The sequence below is a fragment of the Pseudomonas sp. 3A(2025) genome (assembly GCF_054589175.1).
Window position 1 is genome coordinate 267007 of sequence record NZ_BAAILM010000048.1, and the last position, 22545, is coordinate 289551.

21 protein-coding genes are annotated in these 22545 nt (G+C 62.5%); 13 read left to right on the top strand and 8 right to left on the bottom strand.

Annotation, left to right across the window (positions count from 1 at the left end):
• The first annotated feature begins 12 nt into the window (after positions 1 to 12).
• The 6 genes from ACYP2A_RS19080 (at position 13) to ACYP2A_RS19105 (ending at position 5931) form a co-directional block, all read left to right on the top strand.
• Positions 13 to 192: a hypothetical protein gene (locus ACYP2A_RS19080; RefSeq protein ID WP_459747270.1), complete on the top strand. Its 180-nt coding sequence runs from the start codon at positions 13 to 15 to the stop codon at positions 190 to 192.
• Positions 167 to 859, top strand: coding sequence for a DNA oxidative demethylase AlkB (gene alkB, locus ACYP2A_RS19085; RefSeq protein ID WP_459747271.1), 693 nt, complete (start codon positions 167 to 169; stop codon positions 857 to 859). The genes ACYP2A_RS19080 and alkB overlap by 26 nt, the downstream gene beginning before the upstream one ends.
• Entirely contained in the window at positions 859 to 1308 is a 450-nt protein-coding gene (gene ribD, locus ACYP2A_RS19090) for a bifunctional diaminohydroxyphosphoribosylaminopyrimidine deaminase/5-amino-6-(5-phosphoribosylamino)uracil reductase RibD (RefSeq protein ID WP_459747273.1), read from the top strand. Before alkB ends, ribD begins: the two co-directional genes overlap by 1 nt.
• Positions 1309 to 1444: 136 nt before the next feature.
• Positions 1445 to 3883, top strand: coding sequence for a TonB-dependent receptor plug domain-containing protein (locus ACYP2A_RS19095; RefSeq protein WP_459747274.1), 2439 nt, complete (start codon positions 1445 to 1447; stop codon positions 3881 to 3883).
• A gap of 9 nt (positions 3884 to 3892) precedes the next feature.
• Positions 3893 to 4852 carry an ABC transporter substrate-binding protein gene (locus ACYP2A_RS19100; protein ID WP_459747275.1) on the top strand — a complete coding sequence of 320 codons (960 nt, stop codon included), beginning with the start codon at positions 3893 to 3895 and terminating at the stop codon, positions 4850 to 4852.
• Positions 4849 to 5931 (top strand): alpha-hydroxy acid oxidase, encoded by a 1083-nt coding sequence (locus ACYP2A_RS19105; protein ID WP_459747276.1) that lies wholly within the window; start codon positions 4849 to 4851, stop codon positions 5929 to 5931. Before ACYP2A_RS19100 ends, ACYP2A_RS19105 begins: the two co-directional genes overlap by 4 nt.
• On the opposite strand, the gene ACYP2A_RS19110 is transcribed toward ACYP2A_RS19105, so the two are convergent.
• A complete protein-coding gene (locus tag ACYP2A_RS19110) occupies positions 5928 to 6758 on the bottom strand; it encodes an isocitrate lyase/PEP mutase family protein (RefSeq protein ID WP_459747366.1) in 831 nt (276 codons plus the stop codon). The genes ACYP2A_RS19105 and ACYP2A_RS19110 overlap by 4 nt on opposite strands.
• Before the next feature lie 116 nt (positions 6759 to 6874).
• On the opposite strand from ACYP2A_RS19110, the gene ACYP2A_RS19115 reads away from it, so the two are divergent.
• Positions 6875 to 7573 (top strand): pentapeptide repeat-containing protein, encoded by a 699-nt coding sequence (locus ACYP2A_RS19115; RefSeq protein ID WP_459747277.1) that lies wholly within the window; start codon positions 6875 to 6877, stop codon positions 7571 to 7573.
• Here ACYP2A_RS19115 and ACYP2A_RS19120 read toward each other — a convergent pair.
• Positions 7570 to 8259: an alpha/beta fold hydrolase gene (locus ACYP2A_RS19120; RefSeq protein ID WP_459747278.1), complete on the bottom strand. Its 690-nt coding sequence runs from the start codon at positions 8257 to 8259 to the stop codon at positions 7570 to 7572. The genes ACYP2A_RS19115 and ACYP2A_RS19120 overlap by 4 nt on opposite strands.
• Positions 8260 to 8535: 276 nt before the next feature.
• Positions 8536 to 9129, bottom strand: a complete 594-nt coding sequence (locus tag ACYP2A_RS19125; protein WP_459747279.1) for an amino acid synthesis family protein — start codon at positions 9127 to 9129, stop codon at positions 8536 to 8538.
• Between the two features lie 213 nt (positions 9130 to 9342).
• On the opposite strand from ACYP2A_RS19125, the gene mapR reads away from it, so the two are divergent.
• Together mapR and ACYP2A_RS19135 are read left to right on the top strand one after the other, a co-directional pair.
• On the top strand, positions 9343 to 10752 hold the full coding sequence (gene mapR, locus ACYP2A_RS19130; RefSeq protein WP_459747280.1) for a GntR family transcriptional regulator MpaR: 1410 nt from the start codon (positions 9343 to 9345) through the stop codon (positions 10750 to 10752).
• 78 nt (positions 10753 to 10830) lie between these two features.
• Positions 10831 to 11736, top strand: coding sequence for a LysR family transcriptional regulator (locus tag ACYP2A_RS19135; RefSeq protein WP_459747281.1), 906 nt, complete (start codon positions 10831 to 10833; stop codon positions 11734 to 11736).
• Here ACYP2A_RS19135 and ACYP2A_RS19140 read toward each other — a convergent pair.
• Genes ACYP2A_RS19140 through ACYP2A_RS19160 form a run of 5 tightly spaced genes read right to left on the bottom strand, consistent with a single transcriptional unit; the run spans position 11733 to position 17096 of the window.
• Complete coding sequence (locus tag ACYP2A_RS19140; RefSeq protein WP_459747283.1) at positions 11733 to 12107, bottom strand: cyclophilin-like fold protein; 375 nt, start codon at positions 12105 to 12107, stop codon at positions 11733 to 11735. The two genes, ACYP2A_RS19135 and ACYP2A_RS19140, sit on opposite strands and share 4 nt — an antisense overlap.
• A gap of 48 nt (positions 12108 to 12155) precedes the next feature.
• Positions 12156 to 13184 (bottom strand): XdhC family protein, encoded by a 1029-nt coding sequence (locus ACYP2A_RS19145; RefSeq protein WP_459747285.1) that lies wholly within the window; start codon positions 13182 to 13184, stop codon positions 12156 to 12158.
• Between the two features lie 18 nt (positions 13185 to 13202).
• Positions 13203 to 15389: a xanthine dehydrogenase family protein molybdopterin-binding subunit gene (locus ACYP2A_RS19150; protein WP_459747287.1), complete on the bottom strand. Its 2187-nt coding sequence runs from the start codon at positions 15387 to 15389 to the stop codon at positions 13203 to 13205.
• A gap of 17 nt (positions 15390 to 15406) precedes the next feature.
• Entirely contained in the window at positions 15407 to 16399 is a 993-nt protein-coding gene (locus ACYP2A_RS19155; protein ID WP_459747289.1) for an FAD binding domain-containing protein, read from the bottom strand.
• A complete protein-coding gene (locus tag ACYP2A_RS19160) occupies positions 16386 to 17096 on the bottom strand; it encodes a 2Fe-2S iron-sulfur cluster-binding protein (RefSeq protein WP_459747367.1) in 711 nt (236 codons plus the stop codon). Before ACYP2A_RS19160 ends, ACYP2A_RS19155 begins: the two co-directional genes overlap by 14 nt.
• 393 nt (positions 17097 to 17489) lie before the next feature.
• On the opposite strand from ACYP2A_RS19160, the gene ACYP2A_RS19165 reads away from it, so the two are divergent.
• The 4 genes from ACYP2A_RS19165 (at position 17490) to ACYP2A_RS19180 (ending at position 22418) form a co-directional block, all read left to right on the top strand.
• Positions 17490 to 18383 carry a LysR family transcriptional regulator gene (locus tag ACYP2A_RS19165; protein WP_459747290.1) on the top strand — a complete coding sequence of 298 codons (894 nt, stop codon included), beginning with the start codon at positions 17490 to 17492 and terminating at the stop codon, positions 18381 to 18383.
• A gap of 89 nt (positions 18384 to 18472) precedes the next feature.
• Positions 18473 to 19003, top strand: a complete 531-nt coding sequence (locus ACYP2A_RS19170; protein WP_459747292.1) for a sigma-70 family RNA polymerase sigma factor — start codon at positions 18473 to 18475, stop codon at positions 19001 to 19003.
• Positions 19000 to 19944, top strand: a complete 945-nt coding sequence (locus tag ACYP2A_RS19175; RefSeq protein ID WP_459747294.1) for a FecR domain-containing protein — start codon at positions 19000 to 19002, stop codon at positions 19942 to 19944. The genes ACYP2A_RS19170 and ACYP2A_RS19175 overlap by 4 nt, the downstream gene beginning before the upstream one ends.
• A 59-nt stretch (positions 19945 to 20003) precedes the next feature.
• Positions 20004 to 22418, top strand: a complete 2415-nt coding sequence (locus ACYP2A_RS19180) for a TonB-dependent siderophore receptor (protein WP_459747295.1) — start codon at positions 20004 to 20006, stop codon at positions 22416 to 22418.
• The last annotated feature ends 127 nt before the right edge of the window (positions 22419 to 22545 follow it).

Sequence of the window (22545 nt, forward strand, 5' to 3'; positions counted from 1 at the left end):
CCAGGAGTGACCGTGAGTAGCCCTACCCCTACCACCAAATTTGCCGTCAGCTACAAGCTCAACGGCGAGCGCCGCTTTGAATTCGCCCAACTGCAATCGGCCTCGGTCGACGAAGCCCGTGCCGCGCTGGAAAAGATGCACGGCCAAAGCGATGACGTGATCAGCGATGTCAAGGTCAGCAAAGCGCTCTGATGCGTCGAGGGCATCCCCCCTGACCTTCGACCTGTTCGCCGACGACACCCCCAAGGGCCGCGAGGCCGTTGCTCCCGCAGCCACGCTGCTGCGTGGCTTGGCCCTGCTCCATGCCGAACACTGGCTGCCCCTGCTGGCGCAGATCGAAGCGGCCTCGCCGTTTCGGCACATGCACACACCGGGCGGCTATCGGATGTCAGTGGCCATGACCTGTTGCGGAAATCTGGGCTGGATCACCGATCAGCGCGGCTACCGTTACACCGAGCACGATCCACTCAGCGACCAGCCCTGGCCAGACATGCCGCAAGCCTGGCTGCAACTGGCGCGCGATGCGGCCCAGGAAGCCGGTTTTGCCGACTTTACGCCCGATGCCTGCCTGATCAATCGCTATGTGCCCGGTGCCAAAATGGCCCTGCATCAGGACAAGGACGAACGCGATCACCGCTGGCCGGTGGTCTCGATCTCGCTGGGCTTGCCGGCGATCTTCCAGTTTGGCGGCCTGCAACGCAGCGACAAGGCGCAGCGTGTTTCGCTGTTTCATGGCGACGTGCTGGTATGGGGACGTGAAGACCGCCTGCGCTTTCACGGTATTCTGCCGATTGCCGAAGGCCATCACCCTCTGCTGGGTGCGCAACGGATCAACCTCACGTTTCGCAAGGCGGGATGATGTCCACACGTTCGAATGCCGATTTCATGCAACTGGCCCTGGCTCAAGGCCGTAACGCCTTGCCCGATTGCCGACCCAATCCTCCTGTGGGCTGCGTACTGGTAAAGGACGGGCAGATCGTCAGCGAGGGGTTCACCCTGCCGCCGGGCCAGCATCATGCCGAAGCCATGGCGCTGAGCCGCTTGCCAGCGGGCAGCCACGGCATTACCGCCTATGTCACACTGGAACCGTGCTCGTTTCACGGCAGAACCCCGTCCTGCGCACAGGCCTTGGTCAAAAGCGGCGTGAAGCAGGTATTCGTCGCCATGCTTGACCCCGACCCCAGAAACGCAGGCGCCGGTATTCGAATCCTTCAAGAGGCCGGTATCGAGGTGGTGGTCGGGTTGCTGGAAGATCAGGCACGCACGGACCTGGAGCAATATCTGCACGTCCAGACACCCATAAATTAAATATTTTTTATATTTAAGACATAAATATATGCAAAACAGAACTTTCCCTTTCTCACCCTTCCCCCCGTAAAGTGCGACCCGCGCCGACCAGGACAACAGGAGGCCGTTCACTCACCTCCCGTCTTGAAGGTTCGCCATGCGTTCAGTTGCATGCTTTGCCCGTTCGCCGCTCGCTGTTGCCTTGTCACTCACCTTTGCCATCCCGTTTTCAGGCCAGCTACTGGCCGATGACGCCAACCTGTCCACCGTGGTCGTCACCGGCACCCGCGGTCAGGAACGCACAGTCACCGACAGCCCGGTACCGGTGGATGTGATCAGCGCCGAAACCCTGCAAAAGACCGGCAAAAGCAACCTGCGTGAAGCGCTGGCCGAAGCAGTGCCATCGATTGCGACCACCCAGCGCGGCGGCGCGCCGATCAGTACTGTGACCATGCGCGGCCTGGGCAGCGCTTATGTGTTGTTTCTGGTCAACGGCAAGCGCCGGCACAACAACGCCCTGCTCAACTGGGGCAACGCTGACAGCTCCGGCAACAACCCGGTCGACCTGGAGCAGATTCCGGTGGCGGCCATCGACCATATCGAAGTGCTGCGCGACGGCGCGGCGGCGCAATATGGCTCTGATGCGATTGCCGGGGTGATCAATATCATCCTCAAGAACAGCGACAAGGCCGGCTCTTCGGTCACCGAGTACGGCGGCCAGTACGCCGGCGATGGCGAAAAGGTCCGCCAGAGCCTTAACAAGGGCTTCGAGCTGGGCGACGGCGGCTTCTTCAACGCCACCCTCGAAGGCCTCAACCAGAACGCGACCAACCGCAACGAAGGCGTGATCGGCAACGTTTACCCGTTGCAGGCCAATGGCAGCGCCGACCCGCGTGAAGCAAGCTCTGCCGGGCATAAATACGGCACCCTCAACGGCACACCGAACCACGAGGCCTACACCCTGGCCTTCAACTCGCAACTGCCGGTCGGCGATAACACCCAGCTGTATTCGTTCGGCACTTACGGCCAGCGGCACATGAGCATGGGCTTCACCTTCCGCCGCCCCTCGTCGACCGAAGTGCTCGACTCGATCTACCCGGACGGCTATTACCCGGTCTACAGCGAGCGGGTGCGCGACCTGTCGCTGGCGGTCGGCGCCAAGGGGCTGGTGAGCGGTTGGGACTGGGATGTGAGCAGTACCTACGGACGCAACCAGGTCAGGGGGTACGCCGCCGATGACCTCAACCCGTCGTTGGGGCCGGTCAATGCGCCAACCAAGTTCGACCTGTTTGAAGTCACCTTCTCGCAATGGACGCAAAACCTCGACCTGACCCGTGGTTTCAGCCTGCTCGACCGCCCGCTGCAGGTGTCCTGGGGCGTTGAGCAGCGCCAGGAGCGCTACAACCTGATCGCTGGCGAGCCGGATGCCTGGCGCAACGGCGGCTACCAATTCACCAGCGGCAGCAAGGCCGGCCGCTACGCCGACATCGGCGCGCGTGGCGTACCCAGCACCAGTGCTGCCGACGAAGGCAGCGTCGAGCGCACCACGTCGGCCGGCTACCTCGACCTGGGCTACAACCCGACCGATCGCTGGTACATCGGCGCCGCTGCCCGGGGCGAGACCTTCAGCGACATCGATGAAAACTCGATCAGCGGCAAGCTCACCACCCGCTTTGAATTCACTCCCCGGCTGGCCTTGCGCGGCACGCTGAGCAGCGGTTTCCGTGCACCGTCGCTATCGCAACAGGGCTACGGCCAGACCCAGAACTACGTCAACGTCACCGGCGGCGTGGCGACCTCCAGCCAGATCAAGGTCGCCCGCGTCGACTCGGCACTGGCCCGCGCGCTGGGCTCGGAAGACCTGAAACCGGAGAAATCGGTCAACCTCAGCCTGGGCCTGGTCTACAAGCCCATCGACGACCTGAGCCTGACCGTCGATGCTTATCAGATCGACATTCAGGACCGTGTGGTCAAGACCAGTCAGCTCACCGGCAGCGCGGTCAGCAACCTGCTGATCGCCAACGGCCTGTCGGGCGAACAATCGGCGCAGTACTTCACCAATGGCGTCGACACGCGCACGCGCGGGCTGGATTTCGTCGCCGATTATGTTCAGGAATACGGCCGCTTTGGCGTGGTGCAGTGGAGCGCCGCGCTGAACCTCAACCACACCGAAATCACCGATATCAAGAGCGCACCCGCCTCACTTAACGCGCTGGACAGCTCACTGGTGTACTTCGACCGGCAACAACAGAAACTGCTGACCGACGTGGCCCCGCACAACAAGCTGATCCTGGGCGGTAACTGGCTGATCGACAAATTTACCGTCAACCTCAGCGTGACCCGCTACGGCAAGGTCACCACACCGCAAGTGCTCAAGGCCAACGACCGCACCTTCGGCGCCAAGTGGATTACCGACCTCGACATCGACTACGCACTGACGCCTGAAGTGAGCCTGGGCATCGGCGCGCAGAACCTGTTCGACGAATACCCCGACGCCAATGCTCTGGCCAATGCGGCCGGTTTCGCGCCCTACGGCACCTCGCCGTTCGGCAGCGACGGCGGTTTCTACTACACCCGTCTGACGGTCAATTTCTAAGGAGCCCGCATGCGCCGGTTTTTTGCCCTGTTTTTACTGCTGAGTTTCAACACCGCCCACGCCGACCCGGACCTGTCCAAGGTCAAGCTGGTGATTGGCGATCAGGTGCGCGGGCTGTGGCTGCTGTCACAACCCTCAGGCGCGATGAAAGACACGCCCTATACCATTGAATGGGCCAACTTCCTGACCCCGGCGCCGCTGTTCGAGGCAGTCAAATCCGGCGATGTCGACTTTTTGCCGGCACTGGACAACCTGATTCTCGCCGCTGCAGTCAACGGCACGCCGCTTAAAGTGATCGCCACCGGCACTGACCACTCCGAGCGCGGCACGGCGATTCTGGCCCGCGCCGCCAGCGACATTCACAGCGTCAAGGACCTAAAGGGACGTGAAGTGATGGTCTCGACCATTCGCGGCGGTACCGCCGACAACCTGCTGACCGCCGCCCTCAAGGAAAACGGTGTGGCCCAGGACAGCGTCAAGGTCGGCTATTTGCTGCGCAGCGATGCCTTCGCCGCGTTCAGCAACGGCCACGCCGATGTCTGGGTCACCGACGACCCGTACACCGCCCGCGCCCAGCAACTCGGCGCCCGCGTGCTGCGCACCGGTGAAGGCCTGAACAAGGGCCTGTCGTTCTACGCCGCATCCGACAAGGCACTGGCGGACCCGGCCAAACGCGCGGCCCTGGCCGACTTCGTGCAGCGCCTGCAACGCGCCGCACAATGGAATCAGGGGCATCTGGACACTTACGCGCCCTTCTACGCCAAACAGACCGGGCTGCCCGAAGACATCGCCCGCGTGACCCTGGAGCGGCGTGGCCTGCTGGTGTTCAAGGGTATCGATCAGGCGACCCGGGACTACACCGGCACGCTGTCGGCCGAATACGCCCGGCGCGGCCTGTTCAAACAGCCGGCCAGTGTCGAGCCGTTCTTCGACAACAACGTGTTGCCGCCACGGGAGCTGGTGCAATGATCGGTAATCAGCGCCAAGGGCCACTGCGCCTGATCAACCTTGAAGAACTCGAAGCCCTGGCCGCCGAGCTGCTGGACACGCCGAGCCTGGCGTACATTGCCGGCGGCGCCGGTGCCGAGCAGACCCTGGCAGAAAACCGCGCCAGTTTCGAGCGGCGTTTCATTGCCCAGCGGGTCCTGAGCGGCAAGGTCGTGGAGCGCATCGACATCGAACTGCTCGGTATCCCCTTGGCCAGCCCCATCCTGGTTGCACCGATGGGCGGCCAGGCCATCGTGCATCAACAGGCCGAAGCCGACACCGCACGTGGCGCAGCCGCCGTCGGTACATTGATGGCCGCCAGCACCGTGGCCAGTCTGAGCCTGGAAGCCATCGCCCAGGCCAGCAGCGGCCCAAAGTGGTTTCAGCTGTACCTGACCCGCGACGAAGACCTTAACCGCGAACTGATCGAGCGCGCCGTGGCCGCTGGCTACCAAGGCATTGTGCTGACCGTCGATGTACCGGTCGGTGGCCTGCGCGAACGCAGCCAGCGCCAGGATTTCAGCTACCCGGCACATGCGCGCCCGGCCAACTTCGCAGGCCTTGCCACGCCGCCGGTCTTCGAGCCGCGGCTGGGCGCACACAGCCTGGCATTCGTGCGCCAGCACTGCGACCTGCCGTTGATCGTCAAAGGCATCGCCACCGCCGACGATGCCCGGCTGGCCATAGAGCTCGGCGCCGATGCCTTGCAAGTCTCCAACCACGGCGGCCGCCAGCTCGATGCGACGCCAGGCGCCTTCGCTGTGCTGCCCGGCATTGCCCGTGCGGTGGCCGGGCGGGTGCCGATCGTGTTCGATGGCGGTATTCGTCGCGGCGTCGATGTGTTCAAAGCCCTGGCCAGCGGCGCCAACGCCGTGGCGCTGGGCCGGCCGATTCTGTACGGCCTGGCCCTGGGCGGCTGGCAAGGCGTGGCCTCGGTGCTGGAGCACCTGAACGCCGAACTGCGTACTGTGATGCAATTGGCAGGCTCCGCGACCATCGAAGACATTCGTAATACCCCGCTGGTGGATCGCAATGGCGAACCGCTGCCAGGCTGGCGTTAGCGGCTGCGGCCCGTAAAAAAGCCATCCAGCTCATTGAAGCCGATGGCATCGACGGAAAAACCGAAGGTGCCCTGGCTGCGAATTTCCCGTGCCGCCTGCACAAAAGCACCAAACGCATAGCGGGCCAGCGACGCGCCGACGCTGATCCGCTTGACACCGGCATCGGCCAGCTCATCAACACTGAAGGTCGCGCCAGACAATCCCATCACCACATTGACCGGTTTGCCCAGGGCCTGGCAGAGCGTGCGGATCATGCCCAGGTCATGCAGGCCGGGCGCGTAAAGCACATCGGCGCCCGCCTTTTCGAAGGCCTGCAAGCGCACAATAGTGGCATCCAGGTCCGGACAGCCCCACAAAAAGTTCTCACAGCGCGCGGTGAGGACAAAGTCATTCGGCAAGGCGTCCCGTGCCTGCGCCGCCGCAGCAATGCGCTCTACGGCCAACGAAAAGTCATAAATGGGCCGCTCGGGATTGCCGCTGTAATCCTCCAGCGAGCCGCCAGCCAGCCCCAGGCTGGCGGCGATCGTGATGGTCTCGGCGGCACTTTGCGCACTGTCGCCCAGGCCTTTTTCCAGATCGGCCGACACCGGCAAATCGGTCGCCGCCACGATGCTGCGGCAGTGATCAAGGGTCTGCTGCCAGGAGGCCTGGCCTTCGGCAAGCCCTAGCGAAAACGCCATGCCGGCGCTGGTGGTGGCCAGGGCCTCAAAGCCCATTGCACCAAGAATTCGGGCGGTGCCGGCGTCCCAGGGATTGGGAATGACAAATGCACCAGGTCGTTCGTGCAGTTGGCGAAAACGTGCGGCTTTGTGTTCCATGCAATCAATTCCCCTGGGTTGTTTGACCGGACAGTGCTCACAGAAGCACCTCGCGAGTCAATATTGACTCAAGCGAGGCGGCACAGCACCATGGCCCGGCTTTTTACCCACGCCCCGGAGAGTTGATGCGCGCAGAACAAGACTACCTGAACGTTGGCCCTGCCGAGCTGCAAACACTCGCGCTGCCAACCTTGATTGCCGCGCACAAGCAGCCGCTGTGGATCTCGGGTGTCGACTTCAGCGGCCAGGACTTTTCGCGGCTTGACCTGCAAGGTATCCGCTTCGAGCGATGCCTGTTTGCCGGAACCGACTTCACCGCAGCCGACCTTTCCCACACCGAGTGGCAAAGCTGCCGGGCTGCAGAAGCGGTGTTTCGCGCAGCCACCCTGGAGGAAGCGCGGTTTGCCAATTCAGACCTCAACAATACGCTCTGGCAACGCAGCAAGCTGGCCCACGCCACGTTTGAAGGCTGCAAACTGACCGGCGCCAATTTTGCCGATACCGCCACACTGGGGTTGAGCTTTACCGATTGCGTATTGCGCAGTGCCTGCCTGTCGGGCATGTCGTTCTACAAAACCGAACTGCGCAATCTGGATTTTGCCGACGCCGATCTTAGCTACTGCGATTTTCGTCATGCGGTGTTTATCGACGGCGGCAGCCTGTCTATGGCGCGGGTCAACAATGCCCGCTTCGACCAGGCCGACTTGCGCGAAGCCAGCCTGCATGGCTTGCGCCTGACCGATGCCAAACTGTTCAAAGGCGCGACGATTTCCAAAAGCCAGGCCAGCATGCTGTTGGCAGGTCTCGGGCTACAGGTGCTTTAAAGCAGCCACTCCTGCAACAACTCACAGGTCCGCTGCGGGTGCTCCAGCGGCGGCAGGTGCCCACACTCGGGAATCACCACCAGTCGCGACCCGGCAATGTGCCGGTGCATGAACTGCGCTTCTTCCAGCGGCGTGATCTGATCGTCTTCGCCAACCACTATCAGCGTCGGCACACGAATCTGCTCCAGCAAGGATGAATAATCGGCGCGCCCGATGATTGCCTGTTGCTGGCTGATAAAGCCTTCCCGGCCGATTTTGTGCGCCATGGCACGTACCAGATCAGCCGCCGGCGTACCGAGGCTGTTTCGGTGCAGCAGCTTGGGCAGCAATTGCGGGGTAACCCCTTTGAAGGTGCCCATGTGCGCCAGCTCCAGCAGCCCCCGGCGCACACGGGCGCGGGACGGGCTATCAGGGCGGGCCATGGTGTCGACCAAGGCCAGGCGGTCGACCCGTTCAGGGGCCTGGCGAAGCATTTCCAGTGCCACATAACCGCCCATGGACAACGCGGCCAGCGCAAAGCGCTCAGGTGCTGTATTCAACACCCGTGCAGCCATGTCGGCGATGCGGGTGTCCTGGGTCAGGTCGGGAATGTGGACCGGTCGGTCGCCACCCAGAATGGCCTGCTGGTGTGCCCATAGGCGCTCGTCGTTGAGCAGACCGGGCAGCATGATAAGCGGGAGTGTCACGAAAGATATCCTGCGCGCAAAGTACGAATGGCGCGCAGTGTAAAACCAAAAGGCCCTTGATTGCTCAAGGGCCTTGGGTACGTCAGGGGCTTACAGCGGCGGCGGTATGGTCGCCAGCGCCCCGATCAATATAGTCACCGCCAAAAAACCAAGCATGAAAAGCGCCATCTTGCCCATCAGGTTGCCCCCGTTGCACATCAGTGATCATGGGACAAATGATGAGCCTTGGGCTGATCCGGTTACAGAGGCAGAAACAGAAATAAAAACCATATCAGATCAGCGCTGTGCCGCTTCTGCCTCCAGCTCCTGGTGATCGAGGTAGCGATTGCCGATCCGCGCATGCGGGCGCCCGCCGTCGGCGGCGCCCAGCACGATGACGATCTCATTGCGACGCGGGGCATCGTCGATGCGCAGTTCCATCGTCAGGTAGTGCGAGCGCATGCCTTCATCATCCTTGTGCATCATCGGCACCTGAATCGAAGTGCCTGCACCGCCGCGCTTGTTGGTGAACACCAGATAACTCTTGGCATCCACCGCCTCGCGAAAATGATTGCCGAAGCGCAGCGTATGAATCACCGCCGAAGCATGCTCGATGTCGCCCTCTTCGCCCACCACCGCGGCCTTGCCGTAGGCCTGGATGCGCGCGGCACCGCCGATGGCTTCGCTGAGCTGCTCGACAATCAACTGGCCCAGCGCAGAACAGTGCTCGCGGATTTCCGGCTTGAGATCCTCGACAAAGTCACGACCATGCCACGGGTTGGTGATGATCGCGGCCACCGCCACCATGTTCAGCGGCGTTTCGGCCGGCTTGCCACCCTCGATCAGGATCTGCTCCTTATACGTGACGATTTTACGAATCTGAAAGGCCATGTTTCCTCCGATTTTTGAATGCCGTATTACGGTATGCCAATAGTCTGGAGGGTGATTAACGTGGCAGACAGGGTCAGATCAGCTGAATTTATGCAGATCAGGGCAGGCGTTTGCGCTCAATCTGATATGCAAATAAAACCCGGAAATGCTTCTGGTGTTGTTTTTTCACCCCGTGCATGCTGGCCGTCTCGATCTGCTGACGCGCCCGCCCCTATGAAACGTTACGAACAGCTTGCCGAAGACATCGCCCAGATGATCCGCACCCGGACCCTCAAGGGCGGCGAAAAGCTACCCTCGGTGCGGGTCGCCAGCCAGCGCTTCGCGGTCAGCCCCTCCACCGTGTTCCAGGCCTATTACCGGCTGGAAGATCGCGGTCTGATCCAGGCACGGGAACGCTCCGGTTATTACGTGCGCGAGCACGCCAGCAAGACCCTCAGCGAGCCGGTGATCCATGCCAACCCTGGCACCGGCACCGATGTGGATGTCAGCGAACTGGTATTCTCGGTGCTGGCCAGCCTGCAAGACGCGCACACCGTGCCGTTCGGTTCGGCCTTCCCCAGCCCTGATCTGTTTCCGCTGCAACGCCTGGCCCGCTCGATGGCGCACAGCGTGCGCGGCCTGTCGCCGCATGCGGTGATCGCCGACATGACCACCGGCAACCAGGAACTGCGCCGGCAGATCGCCCTGCGCTACCTCAACAGCGGCGTGCACCCGGCCCGCGAAGAGCTGGTGATCACCAATGGCGCGATGGAAGCCCTGAGCCTGTGCCTGCAAACCGTCACCCAGCCCGGCGACCTGGTGGCCATCGAAGCGCCGGGCTTCTATGCCTGCCTGCAAATGCTCGAACGGCTCAAGCTCAAGGCGGTAGAAATTCCGGTACACCCGCGCGAAGGCGTCGACCTCAACAGCCTGGCCGACAGCCTCAAGCGCCTGCCGATCAAGGCCTGCTGGTTCATGAGCAGCCTGCAAAACCCGCTGGGCGCGAGCATGCCCGATGCCAACAAACAGGCGCTTTATGACCTGCTAAAGGCCCATGACCTGCCACTGATCGAAGACGACGTCTACGCCGAACTGTACTACGGCGCCCGCGCCCCGCGTCCGGTCAAGAGCCTGGACACTGAAGGCCTGGTGATGCACTGCGGTTCATTTTCCAAGTGCCTGGCGCCCGGTTACCGGGTCGGCTGGGTGGCCGGCGGACGCTACGCGCAAGCGATCAGCCGGCTCAAGCTGATGACCAGCATCTCGCCCTCTGTGCCAGCCCAGGCAGCGATTGCCGACTACCTGCAACACGGCGGCTTCGACCGCCACCTGCGCAAGCTGCGCCACACCCTGGAAATGCAACAAGGCGCCATGCTCGCCTCCGCCGCCCGCCACTTTCCCGACGAAACCCGTGTAACCCGCCCCGGCGGCGGTTACTTTTTGTGGTTCGAATTTCCTGAGCGGGTCGACTCCCTGAAGCTGTACCAGATCGCCCTGGCCCAAGGCATCAGCATCGCCCCTGGCCCGATGTTTTCAGCGACACGGGGCTTTACCCATTGCGCGCGGCTGAACAGCGGCTATCCGTGGACGGCTCAGAGTGAAGCGTCGATGGGGGTGTTAGGGCGGATACTGGGGACGTTTTAAGGCATTCAGGATTGGCTGATCGAGAGCAAACACCGCACTATAGGCAACCTGTTCCACGACAACCGGGCTATTCCCTGCATGCACGACAATCTCCTGCGCGACTCTTTTGCCGGTCTCAAAGTGTTTTTCACCGTGGCCCGTGAACGCAGCTTTACCAAGGCAGCGGCTCGCCTTGGGGTCTCGCAGACGGCGGTCAGTCATGCGGTGCGCGGGCTGGAAAAGACCTTGGGCGTGCGCTTGCTGATTCGTAACTCACGGCAGGTAATGCCCACCCAGGCCGGTGAACGCTTGCTGCTCAATGTTGCGCCGCGTTTTGCCGAGATCGACACCGAACTGGCGGCCTTGTCTGACTTGCAGGGCAGCCCGACCGGCACGATCAGAATCACAGCCTCGGACCATACGATCCGCTCGGTACTGACCCCAAAACTAAAAAAGTTTCTGCCGACCTATCCTGGCATCAAGGTCGAGCTGTTTGGTGACAACGGCCTGACCGATATCGCCGCCGACCAGTTCGATGCCGGGGTCAGGTTAGGTGAGTCGGTGCCGCTGGACATGATTGCCGTGCGTATCAGCCCCGACCTGCGCTTTGCAGTCGTGGCCACCAAACGTTACTTTGCCAACCGGCCGATACCGCAAACGCCTGAAGACTTGCTGCAGCACAACTGCATCAACCTGCGTTTACCCACTTATGGGGGGTTATGGGCCTGGGAGTTCGCCAGGGAAGGTCGCGAAGTGAATGTCCGGGTGGACGGTCAACTGGTGTTCAACACCATCTATAACTGCCGTGATGCGGCGGTGGCCGGCCAGGGCATTGCCTACGTTCCTGAAGACCTGGCCCGCCCCTTCATCGAGACCGGGCACCTGGTACACGTGCTGCAAGACTGGTGCCCCTACTGGACGGGGCATCATTTGTATTACCCGAGCCGGCGGCAACCATCCGGGGCCATGGCGCTGCTGATTGCCGCGCTGCGCTACGAAGGCTAATCCAGCCGTTCGACGCGCACCTGCACAGCCCCCGGTCGATCAAAGATCGAAACATCGCCAGTTACCTGGCCCAAAATGACGATGCCGGGATTTGGAACACGGCCACTGCGGTAATAGATCACGAAATGATCCGGCCCCCAGAGGCCCAGCGTACCGGTTAAAAAGTCCTGCTGGCGCGCCGCTTGCGGCAACGAGACCGGCAAATCACCGGTCTTTTCCTGCCGCAGGTGATCACTCATTTGCAGCGTGACCGGCAAGGTTTTGATCAGGGCCTGGGTGGCAGCGTTATCGACCAGCGTGGCGGTCACATTGCCCCATTCGGAAGAAATCGAAATACGCTCCTGCGCCATGACACTGGCTGAAAGGCTCACTACAAGTGCGGCTGTGGCTGTGGTTATCCATCGCATGTGAGTGTTCTCCTAATGTGTCAACGCTTGAGGGGCAGACTCATGCTGCTGCTTGGCGATTGCCACCGACATTTCCACCGGCAGTAGCACACCGTTTTTCACCGCGAGAATTTCCGCCATGACACTGACGGCAATTTCGGCCGGGGTTTTGCTGCCGATGTAAATGCCGATCGGCCCGCGCAGGTGGCTCAGCGACTGTTCGCTTTCGCCAAAATGCGTGATCAGCCGTTCGCGGCGACTCTGGTTGTTGCGCCGCGAGCCAATCGCTCCGACATAGAATGCCGGGCTGTGCAACGCGGCGAGCAGCGCCAGATCGTCAAGTCTGGGGTCGTGGGTCAGCGCCACGATTGCGCTGCGCTGATCAGGTCGAAAGCTCACGACCGCATCGTCGGGCATCTGTGTGTTTTGCTGCACTCCGGCCACCGCCCAACTGGCCATGTACTCGATCCGTGGGTCACATACGGTGACTGAAAAGCCATTGAACTGCGCCATCGTCGAGACGTATTCGGCCAGGGCGCCAGCGCCGATCAATAGCAAGCGGTAGCCCGGCCCCAGCGTATTGGTCAGGTGCCGGCCATCGAAGTGAAGTGCAGCGGGAGTGCCTGCCGCTTGCAGCTCTACCCTGCCATCGGCCAGGCACAGGATGCGCCGCACCAGCTCACCGGCATCCAGCCGGGTTACCAATTCGTTCAGCGGCTCATGGGCCGGCATGAACTCCAGCGCCAGTTCCAGGGTGCCGCCGCACGGCAAGCCAAAACGATGCGCTTCATCGGCGCTGACCCCGTAACACACCACCCGCGTGAGACTGTCGGGCAGTCCGGGGCCACCGGATACCGTGGTGTAGCGATGGATGAGGTCGTCCTCGATGCAGCCACCCGAGACGCTGCCAACCGCCCGGCCATCTTCACGCAGGGCCATCATGGCGCCGACAGGGCGCGGTGAAGATCCCCAGGTGCGAACCACAGTGGCCAGCAGCACCCGATGCCCGGCCGCGCGCCAGTCGCAGGCTGCGCGCAGAACCATGATGTCAATGTTATCCATAGGCACCTCCGGCAACGTTCACAGCAGTTTGTCCGGGGTAATCGGCAAGTCGCGAATGCGCCGGCCCGTGGCGTGGTACACCGCGTTGGCGATGGCGGCAGGAATGCCCACCATGCCCAGTTCGCCCATGCCCTTGACGCCCAGCGGGTTGACCACCGTGTCGTCTTCTTCGACGAAAATGGTCTCGATGCTCTGGATATCGGCGTTCACCGGTACGTGATAGTGCTGCAGGCTGGCGTTAATGATGCGGCCATAGCGATGGTCGACCTCGGTGGCCTCCTCCAGCGCCATGCCGATGCCCCACACCACCCCGCCGATCTCCTGGCTGTGCGAGGCCAGAGGGTTGAGGATCTTGCCGCACGCGGTGATTTCGATCACTCGGGTGACCTTGACCGTACCCAGGTCGGGGTCGACCTTCACTTCGACGAACTGCGCACCGTGGGCCAGCGATGCAAATTTTGCGCGCTCTGCCGACGGCGTGGAGTGGTAGGTCTCGGTGATTTCCTGCGTGTCGGTGCGGCGCATGACCTGAGCGATCTCCACGGCGCGCGACGGCTCACGTTTGAGCCGCAGACGGCCTTCGAGCATTTCCACCTCAGTGGCCGTCGCCCCTTGCAGAGGCGAATCCGGTTCTCGGTTGGCCAGCTCCAGCAAACGCGCCGTAACGCTCAACGCAGCGCCACGCACCGCCGAGCCGACACTGGAGGTCGTCCACGAACCGCCCTGCGCCGGAGCCTGTGGCTGGCGCGTATCCCCCAGTTCGAACTTGACCTGCTCAAGGTCCAGCCCCAGAAACTCTGCGGCGATCATGCTCATCACCGTGTAGGTGCCCGGCCCGATATCGCTGGTGGCGCTGGACACAATGGCCGTGCCATCGGCCCGATAGGCCACCTTGGCGCTGGCCGGTTGCTGAAACGCGCCCCACACGCTGGTCGCCATGCCCCAGCCCACCAGCAGCTTGCCGTCGCGCATCGAGCGCGGCTGTGCGGTGCGTTTGCTCCAGCCGAATTTCTCGGCACCCAGCAGGTAGCACTCGCGCAGGGCCTTGCTGGAAAACGGCTTGCCGCTTTCCGGGTCCACGTCGGCGTAATTGACCAGTCGCAATTGCAGCGGGTCGATGTTCAGTTCGTAAGCCAGTTCATCCATGGCACTTTCCAGCGCAAACATGCCGCTGACCGCGCCCGGCGCACGCATCCAGGTGGGCGTGGCAAGATCGGTTGCAGCGGTCTTGAGCGGCGCGTCGAGGTGCGGGCAAGCGTAGACCTGCCGAATGAAGCCGGTGGTGTTGTCTGAGAACGACTCGAACGATGAGGTGTTATGAAACGCCTCGTGAATCATGGCCTGCAGCTTGCCATTACGATCGGCGCCCAAGGCGACCTTCTGCAAGGTTTGCGGCCGGTAGCCATGCCCGGTAAACATCTGCGCCCGGGTAAACACCACTTTGACCGGACGCTGGAGTTCGCGCGCGGCCATGGCGGTCACTGACGGGTAGTAATTGGGCTTGAGCGATGCACCGAATGCACCGCCTACAAAGGGCGAAATCACGCGGATATTGCCGGGCGGTACGCCCAGCCCCTCGGCCAGGTGTTTTTGTACCCCGTAGACATTCTGGGTCTTGTCGAACACCGTCAGTTGCTCGCCTTCCCATAAGGCAATCGCGGCGTGCGGCTCGATGGGGTTGTGGTGCTCGATCGGAATACGGTACTCGGCCTGCACCTTGACGGCAGCGGTCTGCATGGCCGCCGCCGGGTTACCGCGAGGCGGCGGGTTTTTCGGGTCGGCGACCGCCTGGTCCAGAACCGCCTCCAGATCCGTCACATGCGCCTCGGCCTGGTACGACACGTTGAGCAACCGCGAGGCATGACGTGCCTGCTCGTAAGTCTCGGCCACCACCAGCGCAATCGGCTGGCCATTGAAAAACACCCGGTCCGACTGCAACGGCCAGGCCCATTGCGGTGCCGCACCGGCAACCGCAGCCTTGCCCAGGCGACCGGCATTAAGGTGAGTGAACACCCGCACCACACCGGCGGCCTGCTCGGCCTCGCGGGTGTCGATAGCGGTGATGCGCCCCTTGGCCACGGTGCTTAGCACCAGAAAGCCGTAAGCCAGATGAGGCACCTGAAACTCGGCGGTGTACTTGGCCTTGCCCGTGACTTTTGCGATCCCGTCGACGCGGGTGGTTTCTTTACCCAGATAGCGTGCCATCAGCGTTTTCCTCGTAGTCAGGCCAGTCGTGCGGCGCGCATCAGGGCTCGCACCACCGAGCGCTGAGCCAGCTCCACCTTGTAGGCGTTATGTTCCAGTGGGCGGGCATCGCGCAGTGCCGCCCGGGCGGCCAGTTGGAACGTCTGCTCGCTGGCCGGCTTTCCACTCAGCAATGCTTCGGCCTCGGCGCTGCGCCAGGGCTTGTGCGCGACGCAGCCAAGCACCACACGCGCCTTGGCAATGGTGCCGCCTTCAAGCTCCAGCGCGGCGGCAACGGACACCATCGCAAAGGCATAAGAAGCCCGGTCACGCACCTTGAGGTAGTAGGAATTGGCGGCGAAATCACCGGACGAAACCGGCAGTTCGATGGCTAGAATCAGTTCGCCATGAGCCAGGTTATTGTCGCGCTGGGGCGTGTCGCCGGGCAGGCGATGAAAGTCAGCCATTGCAATCAGCCGCTCGCGCCCATCGACGCCACGCACCCGCACGCTGGCATCGAGCGCCAGCAACGCATTGGCCATATCTCCAGGATATGTGGCCACGCAGGACTCGCTCCAGCCCAGAATGGCGTGGATTTTGTTCAGCCCCTCACGCGCCGCACAACCACTACCGGGCTGACGCTTGTTGCAGGGCATCGAGGTGTCGTAGAAATAGTTGCAGCGGGTGCGTTGCAACAGGTTGCCGCCATTGGTGGCCATGTTGCGCAATTGCCCGGAGGCACCGGCAACGATGGCCTGCGACAATAACGGGTAATGCTCGCGAATCAACGGGTGATTGGCGGTTTCAGTATTGGTTGCCAATGCGCCGACCGACAGGCTGGCCCGACTACGCTGGATCTGCCGCAACGGCAGATGATTAATGTCGACCAGACGCGTGGGGCGCTCGACATCCTCTTTCATCAGGTCGACAAGATTGGTTCCGCCGGCCAGAAACCGGGCCTGAGCAATGCTCGCCACAGCCGCTGTCGCCGAGGCGTTGTCCTGGGCTTTTACGTACTCAAACGGTCTCATGGCCGTCCTCCTTTCTGACCATCGCCAATTGCGTTTCGGTGGCAAAACCCCAGGTCTGCGCCGTCTGGCGTCCGGAGTGCACCTGCTGGACAGCGGCAACGATGCCGGGATATGCACCGCACCGGCAGATATTGCCGCTCATGCGCTCACGGATCTCGTCGCTGGAGAGGTCACTCACCGGTTTGCTGACATCGGCGCTGACATGGCTGATATCGCCACGCCGGGCCTCGGCAAGCATGCCCACCGCCGAACAGATCTGCCCCGGGGTGCAGTAGCCGCACTGAAAAGCATCATTCTTGATGAAAGCGGCCTGAACCGGATGCAACCGGTCGCCCTGGGCCAGCCCTTCAATAGTGGTGACCTCTCGCCCTTCAAGGGTCGCGGCCAGGGTCAGGCACGACAGCACCCGCTTGCCATCCACCAGTACCGTGCAGGCCCCACACTGCCCCTGGTCACAGCCTTTCTTCGAACCGGTCAGCCCCAGATGCTCGCGCAGTGCATCGAGCAACACGGCGCGTGAATCGAGCTCCAGCGTTTGCGCGGTGCCATTGACCTTCAGTGCCACGTTGACCACGTTCTGTGCCTTGATCGGTGCCGTGACGGCGCCGGGGGCCAAAGGCATGCTCGCCAGCGCCGATTCCTGGGCCAGCAGGTTAGCCGCGAACAGGCCGATGCCGCCTGCGGCCGAGGTGATCATGAAGGTGCGGCGCGACTGGCCGACACCACTTAACAACTGCGGCATCTGCTCAAGCAGTGCCGCTTCATCGTCGCTCAGTTCGACCTGAGGATCGGGGGTGAAATCCTGGGGCATGGCCTGTTCCTCTATCAGGAGCGGTTAAATGCGTGCCGAGGTATGAAAAGCGTCCGGCACTTGTGCAAACCGGGAATTTAGCGAGCCTGTCGCCATTGGTCGCCGCGCTGGAGCGAATGGGTACATGAGCCATATTGATGAATTGATAAAAAAGTAGACGCTCAAGTCGTCTGAAGGCAGGCTTGAAACCCTTGGATAGCAGCCTCAAAACCGAAGTTGGCAGCATGCAAATGAAAAGCCGCAGTTACAAATTGCAACATCTATGCATTGGATTGATAAATGCAAAAAGACCCTTATAGCGAACTGCTGGCCTTGATTGCAGTGGCCCGCGAACGCAGCTTCACCAAGGCTGCGGCGCAGTTGCAGATGTCGCAATCGATGCTCAGTCACACGATCAGCAAGCTTGAAGCGCGGCTGGGCGTGCGCTTGCTGAACCGCACAACGCGCAGCGTGTCGGTCACCGAAGCCGGGCAGCGGCTGCTCGACGTCGTCACTCCACAGTTGCGGGATATCGAAGCAGAACTGCGCGCGATTGCTCAATCGGCGGACGTGGCAGCTGGCACCTTGCGCCTGAATGCGACCGAGCACGCCATCGATACGCTGTTGTGGCCCAGGCTTTCACCGCTGCTGGCCGCACACCCACAGCTCAATATCGAGTTGTGCACCGATTACGGTCCTGCCGACAATGCTCAGGGGCGCTATGACGTTGAAGTCCGTCTGGGCGATGAGTTGAGCAAAGACACAGGCGCCATTCGGATCGGCCCCAATGTACCGATGGTGCTGGTCTGTGCGCCCGCCTATCTTGCCGCCCATACAATGCCCGACAGCCCGCAAGACCTGGCCAGCCACTTTTGTATCGGTGTGCGCCCAGCCACCCGCGGCGCCCAGCCGGTCTGGTGGCTGGGTCACGAGCGGCAGCCGATCCGGGTCGCGATCAATGCGCGGCTGACACTCAACAACCTCAATCAGGTCGTGAAAGCCGCCCTCTCGGGGCACGGCCTGGCGTATGTGCCCCTGGATCTGGCGCAGCCGCATCTGGATTCAGGCCGTTTGTTGGCGGTGATGCCCACCTGGTGGCGCACAGTGGCCGGTTATCACCTGTACCGGCTGCATCAAGGCGAGATGTCGCGAACGCTGCACCTATTGATCGAAACGCTGCAGTACAACGGCTGATACGCGACCTCAATACACAAACACACCGTGTTGCATCTATGGCGGCTTCCCGGCATCATTTGATAACAATTGTCATTACCTTTTAAGCCATGTCGTCACTCACTTCCGCTTCCATGCGCCTCAGTGCCCGTAATCATGTACTGCACCAGCTATTAGGCGATCACCACGGCTGGTTGCTGGGGCGTTTGCGGGCGCGGCTAGGCTGCGGCGAAGAAGCAGCGGACATGGCCGCCGAGACCTTTGCCCAAGTGGTCGCCGCGCCTGATCCGCAGGCCATTCGTGAGCCGCGCGCCCTGCTGACAACCATTGCCAAGCGGCTGGTGTTTGCCTCGTGGCGACGCCGCGATCTGGAGCGCGCCTACCTTGAAACCCTGGCGCAACAGCCTTTCGCCTATGAACCCTCGGCAGAAGAACAAGCCCAGGCCTTGCAGGCATTGAGCGCGCTAGACCGTTTGCTGGAAGGCCTTTCACCGATGGGCCGCAGTGCATTTTTGTACAGCCAGCTGGACGGTCTGACCTATGCCGAGATCGGCCAGCGCCTGGGCATTTCCGCCCCTCGGGTACACAAGTATGTGGTCAAGGCCCTGGGCCTTTGCTATCTGGCGCTGGAACCGGCATGAGCGCGGCACGTTTGCCGGCGGCGGTCGCCGAGGCCATCGAGTGGCTGGCGTTGCAGCGCTCGGGCGCGATGACCGCTGCCGAGCGGCAGCACTTTGAGCAGTGGTTACACACTAACCCCGATAACCATTTGGCCTGGCAACGTCTTGAGCAGCGGATCGGCCAGGCGTTCAGCGAAGTGCCCGAGCGTTCGCACGACATGCTCAACCGCGCCGGCGCCAGCCGCCGTCATCTGTTACGCGGCGCGCTGGGCATCACCGGCCTGGGCGTGAGTGCCTGGTGGCTGCAACGCCAGGGATTGTTGCCCATGACAGGCTCCGACCTGCAAACCGCTGTCGCGCAGCGCAAGCCGTTCATTCTTGCCGACGGCAGCCGGGTGCTGCTCAATGCACGCAGCCGCGTCGACCTGGCGTTCGATGCGCAGCAACGCACGCTGATCCTGCATGAAGGCGCCTTGAACGTTGAAGTGGCTGCCGACCCGAACCGGCCGCTGGTGGTGCGCACGCCCTTCGGCGAAGCCCGCGCACTCGGTACGCGCTTTAGCGTCGCGCTGGGTGAGCAAGCCGCGCAGGTCTGGGTGCAATCGTCGCGGGTCCAGGCTTCGGTGCCCGGCGGCATTGCGCTGGAACTGCGCGCGGGTCAAGGTGCCTGGCTCGATGGCCGTCACGTGCAACGGCTGGACCCGGCTCAGGCACGCGCGGCCGCCTGGGAAGACGGCGTGCTGGAGGTACATGACCGCGCCCTGGGCGAGGTGATCCAGGCATTGCGACCCTATCGCCATGGCTGGCTGCGCATTACGGACGACGCCGCCGCGCTGCGGGTGTCGGGTGTTTTCCCGCTGGATGACAGCGAGCAGGCGCTGCGCTCGTTGCAGGAAGTGCTGCCAATTCGTGTGCAGCAACCCTTCGGCTGGTGGACGCAATTGAGCCTGCTTGAAAAATAATTTTCGCCCCCGTTAATAAATACCCCGCTCGTATCACATGGCTGGTATCGACTGACCTCATGAAGACCGCCGCCATGTACCGTCCCTTGCGCTTGACCCTTTCACCGCTTGCCCTGGCCTTGAGCATGACCGCGCTCGACAGCGTGGCAGAACCTGCCGCCACTTCCGTCAGCCGCCAGCAACTGATCGACTTCGACCTGGCGCCCGGCCCGCTGGACGCCACCCTTACCGCCATTGCCCGACAAAGCGGGCGCGGCATCGCCTTCAGTGCAGCCTTGACCCGTGGCCTGAATGCCCAGGCGTTGCGTGGGCGCTACAGCGCCGAGCAGGCGGTGAGTCAGGCGCTGCTGGGTTTGCCCTTGCAGCTGAATATCACCCCCAGCGGCACTTTGAGCATCGAGCCGCGCAGCGACGCTACCGTGCACCTGGCGCAGACCGAGATCGACGGTGCAGGCTTTACCCAGGATGCCTGGGGGCCGGCCTACAGCCGTGTGGCCACCCGTAGCGCCAGTGCCACCAAGACCGACACGCCGCTGCTTGAAACACCGCAGTCGATCTCGGTGATCACCCGCGAAGAGCTGGTCGAGCGCCCGCACGCCAGCCTCGCCGATGTGCTCAACTACACCCCGGGCGTGATCGCCCAACCCAACGGCTATAGCCGCGTGGCCGATGATTACCGCATGCGCGGTTTCGATATCGGGCCACGCACCGGCGGCGTGCTGCGCGATGGCATGAAAATGCAGAGCACCCAGTTCGAAGGCGGCCAGGAGCCGTACGGGCTGGAACGCGTCGAGGTGCTCAAAGGCGCCTCGTCGGTGCTGTACGGCCAACTGGCGCCGGGCGGGCTGGTCAACACCGTGAGCAAGCGCCCGACGCTGGACCCGTTGCATGAAATCAACCTGGAATACGGCAATCACCAGCGCCGTCAGGTGTCCACCGACCACAGCGGCGCGCTCGACGATGAAGGGCGCTTCAGCTATCGCCTGACGGCCCTCAAGCGTGACAGCGGCACCGAATACGACGCCATCGACGACGACAAGACCTACATCGCCCCGGCGCTGGCCTGGCAGATCGACGACGACACGCGCCTGACCCTGCTGGCGACCCGGCAACAGACCCGGACCACGCTGACGCCGCCAATCCGCTATGACCTGACGGTCTATAGTCCTGGCCCAGGCTACAAGGTGCCGTACAACCTGTTCCCCGGCGAGCCGGATTACGACGACTACGACGGCACGCTGCACACCGCCGGCTACCTGTTCGAGCACCGTTTCAACGAGCACCTGCAACTGCGTCAGGCCGTGCGTTATTTCGAATCGCGCATCGACTACGACTACATCACCCTCAACACCAGCCGCATTACCGGGCCGAACCTCTCACAACTGTCGCGCAGCTATAACAGCCGCGAAGACATCGCCACCGGCTGGACCAGCGACAACAGCCTGCAACTGGACCTGGACGCCGGGCGCTGGCAGCACACCGTACTGGCGGGCCTGGATTACTACCGCAAGACGTACGACAGCCATCGTTTCAGCGGCAATGCACCGGCGCTGAATCTGGCCAACCCGGTATATGGCAACCTGCCGCAAGTCGATCGCTCGGTTGATCGCGGCTCCGACCTGCATGCGCGCCAACTGGGCCTGTACCTGCAAGAGCAAGCCAAGTTCGACCAGCACTGGGTCGGTCTGTTGGGCCTGCGCCAGGACTGGGCCGACAGTACCACGCGCACCTATCGCGACCGCGCGCAAACGACCACCGATGACAGCAAACTCACGGGCCGCGTGGGTCTTGTGTACCTGGCCGAGAACGGCATGGCCGCCTATGTCAGCTACAGCCAGTCGTTCTTGCCCGCCACCGGCAGCGGCAGCGATGGCAAACCCTTCAAGCCCACCGAGGGTGAACAATACGAAATCGGCCTGCGCTACCAGCCGGCCGACCGCGAACTGCTGATCAGCGCGGCGGTGTATCAACTGACGCAAAGCAACGTGACCAGCTCGATTCCAGGTTCCGACTTCGACGAACAGACCGGCAAGGAACGCAGCACCGGCCTTGAAATCGAGGCCAAGGGGCAACTGAGCGAAAACCTCGGCTTCAGCGCCGGCTATGCCTACACCGACGCGCATGTGATCGCCGACAACGACGCGCAACTGCAAGGCTCGCGCATCGAAGGCACGCCGTATCACAGTGCCTCGCTATGGCTGGACTACCGCCTGGCGCCGCTAGGCTTGAGCGACGTCACAGTCGGCGCCGGCGCCCGCTACAACGGCACCACCCACACCCTGCCGAGCATCAGCGACCGCAAGATTGCTGCCTACACCCTGTTCGATGCGCGGATAAGCTATGCGCTGAATGACCACTGGCAACTCAGCGCACGGGCGCAAAACCTGACCAACGAACGCTACATGTACTGCGCCAACTCGTGCCGTTATGGCGATGAGCGCAGCCTCGTAGGCGCGGTTAGCTACAACTGGTAGGAGGCAGCAACTTTTCTTTGTCCATGCCGGCCTCATCGCCAGCAGAGCTGCCTCCTACATGATGGTGTTAACCACCTGTTCAGCGTCAGGCACAGACCTGTAGGAGGCTGCTCTGCTGGCGATGAGG